This window comes from Streptomyces sp. NPDC005195, from assembly GCF_040608315.1.
In the GTDB taxonomy this organism is placed as follows: Bacteria; Actinomycetota; Actinomycetes; order Streptomycetales; family Streptomycetaceae; genus Streptomyces; species Streptomyces kaempferi.
Genome location: NZ_JBEXHZ010000225.1, coordinates 1 through 2,779 on the forward strand (window position 1 = coordinate 1; position 2,779 = coordinate 2,779).

At 68.1% G+C, this 2,779-nt stretch carries 1 protein-coding gene and 3 pseudogenes; 1 reads left to right on the forward strand and 3 read right to left on the reverse strand.

What is annotated here, in order from left to right; translation table 11 throughout:
* The 3 genes and pseudogenes from ABZV34_RS38255 to ABZV34_RS38265 all read right to left on the reverse strand — a co-directional run.
* Positions 1 to 464, reverse strand: a pseudogene (locus ABZV34_RS38255) (PucR family transcriptional regulator); the annotation flags it as partial.
* 36 nt (positions 465 to 500) lie between these two features.
* Positions 501 to 653, reverse strand: a pseudogene (locus ABZV34_RS38260) (acyl-CoA desaturase); the annotation flags it as partial.
* Between the two features lie 7 nt (positions 654 to 660).
* Positions 661 to 1,716: a ferredoxin reductase gene (locus ABZV34_RS38265; RefSeq protein WP_356287547.1), complete on the reverse strand. Its 1,056-nt coding sequence runs from the start codon at positions 1,714 to 1,716 to the stop codon at positions 661 to 663.
* A gap of 39 nt (positions 1,717 to 1,755) precedes the next feature.
* On the opposite strand from ABZV34_RS38265, the pseudogene ABZV34_RS38270 reads away from it, so the two are divergent.
* Positions 1,756 to 2,733, forward strand: a pseudogene (locus ABZV34_RS38270) (acyl-CoA desaturase); the annotation flags it as partial.
* Positions 2,734 to 2,779 lie beyond the last annotated feature (46 nt).

A 2,779-nucleotide genomic window follows, 5' to 3' on the forward strand; every position in this document is an offset into this window, starting at 1 on the left:
AGTTCGTCGGCGTGGCCCGCGGCGCTCGCGGCGGAGAGCTCGTCGATGTAGGCGAAGGTCAGCTCGGCGAACTTGGCGACCTCGGCGGCGGGCAGACCTGCGGGTACGGCACCCGCGGCCAGGCATCGCCAGGCCACGCGGGCGCCGACGCGGTAGGCGCCGAGCAGGGCGTCCATCGAACGGCCGTCGCGCACCTCGCCGCGTCCCAACTCGTAGGCTGCGTCTCCGCCGTCGCCGCCCGTGGCGTTCCCGCTCGCGAGGTCCAGGTAGTGCCCCAGAGCGGTGCGGACGGCTCGGCGCATGGTGGCGCCCATGCGGCCCGAAAGGGCGTTGGCGTAGGGAGGGACCTCGTCGATGATCGCCTGGACGACCTCGTCGGCGGTGGTCTTCAGCGCCGCCCGAAGCGCGGTGACCGTCGTCTCGTCCAGGGCCAGTTCGGTGGCCCTCCGGATTACATGGCTCACGTTTTGTTCCCTGCGAACAATTCAACCGATCAGATTTACGTCCTGCTGCGCCGCGATGACCTTACGGATGTAGGCGGCGTCCTTCTCGCCGCGGCCGGCGATCACCTCGTCACGGATCGCGTCCAGCTCGCGGCCGAGCTCCTCGATCTGCTCCGCGGTCAGGTGGGCGGTGGGGTCGATGGCGGTCAAGGTGCTCCTACCGTTCGATGTCGCAGGGGCCCGCCGCGGCGGACACGCAGGTCTGAATGAGGACGCCCGGCTCGGCCTCGGTGATCTCGCCGGTGCGCAGGTCGCGGACGGCGCCCGCCCTGAGCGGTGTGACGCAGCCGAAACAGATGCCCATGCGGCACCCGGACGGCATGAGCACGCCGGCCTCCTCGCCGACGTCCAGCAACGGCGTGGCGCCGTCCGCGTCGACGGTCTTGCCGGTGGTGCTGAACGTGACCTCGCCACCGTCGCCTGCGACGACGATGCCTGGGCGGAAGCGTTCGGTGTGCAGGCGCTCTCGGACGCCGTGCTCGGTCCAGTGCTCTTCGGCGGCGTCGAGCAGGCCGGCGGGCCCGCAGGCCCAGGTCTCGCGCTCGGCCCAGTCGGGCACGAGTTCGTCGAGACGGGAGATGTCGAGCATGCCGTCCGTGTCGGTGTGCAGCTCGGTGAGACGCAGCTTCTTGTCCGCGACCAGGTCGTGCAGATCGTTGCGGAAGATCACGTCTTGCGGCTGTGGCGCGGAGTGGACCATGACGACGTCGTCGAACTCGATGTCGCGCAGCATGCCCATCACAGGAGTGATGCCGCTGCCGGCCGTCAGGTAGAGCACCTTGGCGGGCTTGGCCTTTGGCAGCACGAAGTCACCGGTCGCCTGGTCGAGCTGGATCAGCGTGCCCGGTTTCGCCCTGCGGACCAGGTGGTTGCTGACCTTGCCGTCCGGGATCGCCTTCACGGTGATCGTGACGCGGCCGTCCTGGCGGTTCGTCGGCGACGTGAGCGAGTAGGCACGCCACAGGCGCACCCCGTCGACGTCGACCCCGATCCGCACGTACTGACCGGCCGTGTGGCCGCGCCAGCCCCGTCCCGGCCTGATCACGATGGTCGCGGCGTCACCCGTCTCGGGGTGCACGGCCTCGATGCGCCCCCGCAGGTCAGCGCCCGCACGCAGCGGGCTGACCAGGTCGAGGTAGTCCGACGGCAGCAGCGACGTCGTGATCATCTCCAGCAGTTTCCACGCCCTACTGCGGAGGGCTGCACTCGTCATGCCTCCAGCTTGATGTACCTCAGGGCGTAAGGTCCTGTTCGGCGCAAGCTCGAACTGGTCAGCAGGGGCGTGCTGCTGTTCTCGCTCTTCCCGCCCGCGTGGCTGATCGGCACCGCCGGTCTGTCCGTGGCGAAGATCATGGACAACATGGAGATCGGCCACAACATCCTGCACGGCCAGTGGGACTGGATGCGCGATCCGAAGATCCACTCCACCACCTGGGACTGGGATCACGTCTCGCCGGCCGAGCAGTGGAAGCACTCGCACAACGAGCTGCACCACACCTACACCAACGTGATCGGCAAGGACAACGACCTCGGCTACGGCATCATGCGCGTCGACGAGGACCAGAGGTGGCACCCGATCCACCTCGGCCAGCCGCTGTGGAACTTCATCAACGCCTGCTTCTTCGAGTACGGCATCGCGGCGTACGACCTGGAGCTCGGCAAGAACCTGCACAAGCGCCGCCGCAAGAGCCCCGAGTTCCGCGCGCGGGCCAGGGCTGTGGGCCGCAAGATCCGCAAGCAGGTGCTCAAGGACTACGTGATCCACCCCCTGCTGTCGGGCCCGTCGTTCCTCACCACGCTCGCCGCCACGTTCACCGCGAACATGGTCCGCAACATCTGGACCCACTCGGTGATCATGTGCGGGCACTTCCCCGAGGGCGTGCAGGTCTTCGAGCGCCGGTCGATCAGGGGCGAGACGCGCGGCCAGTGGTACCTGCGCCAGATGATGGGCTCGGCGAACATCAGCGGCAGCAGGGCCATGCACTTCATGACCGGCAACCTGTCGCACCAGATCGAGCACCACCTGTTCCCGGACCTGCCGAGCAACCGGTACGCCGAGGTCGCGGTGAAGGTGCGCGCGCTGTTCGACAAGTACGAGCTGGAGTACGTCACCGGGCCACTGCCCAAGCAGGTGTTCTCCGCGTGGCACAAGGTCTTCCGGCTCTCCCTGCCGAACAAGAAGCCCAAGGCCAAGACGCCGGACCGCGAGCAGGAGCTCGTCGCGGCCTGATTCCCGGTATTGGTTCAGATCTTTCGGCCGTACCGGCGGCACCGCC

Coding starts and splice junctions, on each gene's coding strand:
- ABZV34_RS38265 (WP_356287547.1), bottom strand. CDS start 1,716: ATGACGAGTGCAGCCCTCCGCAGTAGGGCGTGGAAACTGCTGGAGATG.